Below are 1,850 nucleotides of genomic sequence, written 5' to 3'. Positions count from 1 at the left end.
GGTCGGCCTCGACGCGGTTGCCGGAGGCGTGCCGCTGCTGGCCGGCGCGCTGCGGCACCCGTGCCAGGTAGGTGCCGTAGCCGACCAGGTGGTCGGCGCGGGCCAGGGCCTGTTCGACCTCCGGGGTGGTCCACTGCGGCCCGGCGGGGCCCAGGCCCACCACGACGACCTCTCCCCCGGTCCGATCCTCCACGGCCCGCCCGTCGGCGGGAGTTCCGGCCGGGGCGGCCTGTGCGGTGCCTCCCTGTTCGAGGCCCTCCTGTTCGAGCCGGGCCATCTTCGCCGAGGCGGTGGGGCTGGGCACCACGGCCACCGAGAAGTACGGCACGCCCTCCGGGTCGACCTCGGCGAACGGTTCCACGCGCTCGGCCTGCCAGGTGGCGCGTTCGACGTAGTAGGCCTCGTCCAGCCTGCCCGCCTCGGCCAGCGCCTGGCGGATCGAGCCGAACGTGCGGCCGAGTTTGAGCACCGCGGCCGAGTCGGTGTCGGCCAGCCGCCGCGCCAGCTCCGGCGCGGGCAGCGTGCCCGGCAGCAGGGTGAGCACCTCGTCCCGCTCCACCAGCGGCCTGCCCGTCCGCGCCGCGGCGGCGCTGACCGACGTCACCCCGGGCACCACCTCGGAGGCGTAGCGGTCGGCCAGGCGTTCGTGCATGTGCATGTAGGAGCCGTAGAAGAACGGGTCGCCCTCGCACAGCAGCACCACGTCCCGGCCCTCGTCCAGGTGGGCGGCCAACCGCTTGGCGGACTCTTCGTAGAAGTCGGCCAGCGCGCCCTCGTACCCGCCGGGGTGGTCGGTGGTCTCGGTGGTCACCGGGTACATCAGCCGTTCCTCGGTCTGGCCGTCCCGCAGGTACGGCTCGGCGACCGAGCGGGCGATGCTGCGGCCGTGCCGGGCGCAGTGGTAGGCGATCACGTCGGCCTCGCCGATCAGCCGGGCCGCGCGGACGGTCATCAGTTCCGGGTCGCCGGGGCCCAGCCCGACACCGAACAACGTGCCGGTGCTGCTCACATCTCCTCCTTCGTCGCGATCGCGTTCACCGCCGCGACCGCCAGCGCACTGCCGCCCCGGCGCCCGCGCACGGCGAGATACGGCGCGGGCGCGCGGTCGATCAGTTCCTGTTTGGACTCCACGGCACCGACGAACCCGACCGGCACACCGATGATCGCGGCCGGGGCGCCCACGCCCTCGTCCAGCAGTTCCAGCAGCCGGAACAGGGCGGTGGGTGCGTTGCCGATCGCCACCACCGAGCCCGGCAGCCGTTCCCGCCACAGCTCCAGCGCCGCCGCCGAACGGGTGGTGCCCAGCTCCCGCGCCAGGCCGGGAACCCGCGGGTCGTTCAGCGTGCACAGCAGCTCGTTGTCGGCGGGCAAACGCTTGCGGGTGACGCCGCTGGCGATCATCTCCGCGTCACACAGCACCGGCGCCCCCGCTTCGAGCGCGGCGCGGCCCGCCGTGACGACGTCCGGGCTGTGCGCGAGGTCGTCGACGAGATCGACCATGCCGCACGTGTGGATCATGCGCACCGCGGCCACGGCGACATCGGCGGGCAGGGCGGACAGGTCGGCCTCGGCCCGGATGGTGGCGAACGAGTGGCGGTAGATCTCCGTGCCGTCGCGGATGTAGTCGATCACGAGCGTCCCTTCAGCCGGTCGGTGAGTGCGTCGACCGGCACGAGTGTCCCGTCGACGCGGTAGCCGTCCCCGGTGGCGAGGACGTCGACGTGCTCGCCGCGGGGCCGTCCGCAGCGGCGTTCGCACCCGCTGACGTGCGCGCGCACGCCCGGGCGGAGGGTGTCCAGGCCCGCGAGCGCGGCGCGGGTGTCGCCGCGCACGTCGGCCCACGACTTCGC

General features: G+C 74.3%; 2 protein-coding genes and 1 pseudogene. All 3 read right to left on the bottom strand.

The annotated features are described in order from the left end of the window. On the bottom strand, positions 1–952 hold a 952-nt coding region (locus ACTIR_RS0103595; protein ID WP_065388534.1), incomplete at its 3' end, for a precorrin-2 C(20)-methyltransferase. Positions 953–1,005: 53 nt separating this feature from the next. Then, positions 1,006–1,632, bottom strand: a complete 627-nt coding sequence (locus ACTIR_RS0103590) for a precorrin-8X methylmutase (RefSeq protein ID WP_026453252.1) — start codon at positions 1,630–1,632, stop codon at positions 1,006–1,008. After that, positions 1,629–1,850, bottom strand: a pseudogene (locus ACTIR_RS0103585) (precorrin-3B synthase); the annotation flags it as partial. The pseudogene ACTIR_RS0103585 and the gene ACTIR_RS0103590, both read right to left, overlap by 4 nt.

Origin of the sequence: Saccharomonospora iraqiensis subsp. iraqiensis (genome assembly GCF_000430445.1) — a bacterium.
Classification (GTDB): Bacteria; Actinomycetota; Actinomycetes; order Mycobacteriales; family Pseudonocardiaceae; genus Saccharomonospora; species Saccharomonospora iraqiensis.
This window is presented reverse-complemented; position numbering and strand designations above follow the sequence as displayed.